A 682-nucleotide genomic window follows, 5' to 3' on the forward strand; every position below is an offset into this window, starting at 1 on the left:
CTCGTCATCGGACCCGGCAACTGACAAATAGCGCGATCAGAACGCCGCCATTTAGCGCGAGCGTTTACAGAGCCGCGTCGGCAGCCTGCAGCCCGTCTCCCGCAATCGACCGTTCGCGGGAGATACGGATCAATGCAGACCTCAGCCGGTTCGCGTATCCCTTCACGACGAGAGATCGCGTTAGAACTTGGCCGACAACCCCGTGGTCAGCGCGTGTTCCATCAGGTCGCGACCATCGCGGTTGAAGCGATATTGGTTCATGTAACCAACTTCCGCACTCACCCCTTTGGCCATTGGGAAGGACAGTGCGGCCGAATTTCGCATCCGCTCGTGCCCGGCACGTTGACCAAAATTGGTGGTATTGAAGTTGAAATAGCTCTCGTGCGCGAGGCGAAACTTGAGCTTGTCGGTGAGTGGTATCGCATAGGAGACCTCCGGCCTGACACGATGGCCGACATCGCTGCCATCGCTTCTGAAGCGCTGCTCGAAGCGGACGCGGCCTGCCAGCTTACCCCGTCCCAGCGCAATGATCGGAAAGCTGATCTGCTGGCGCGGACGCCATTCGGTGTTGCTGACCCGATCGTTGCTGACCGCGACCACGCGGTTCACGCCGCCCGTCAGCATTACGCCCTTGGCAATCTTGACGCTGATTACGCCGCTATACTGACTTTCATAAAGCCCG

At 59.2% G+C, this 682-nt stretch carries 1 protein-coding gene; it reads right to left on the reverse strand.

Annotation, left to right across the window (positions count from 1 at the left end):
• Nucleotides 1-180: 180 nt before the first annotated feature.
• The coding region (locus ACFSC3_RS20610) for a DUF2490 domain-containing protein (RefSeq protein ID WP_380942262.1) at nt 181-682 on the reverse strand (502 nt) is incomplete at its 5' end.

This window comes from Sphingomonas floccifaciens (assembly GCF_042681125.1).
GTDB lineage: Bacteria > Pseudomonadota > Alphaproteobacteria > Sphingomonadales > Sphingomonadaceae > Sphingomonas > Sphingomonas floccifaciens.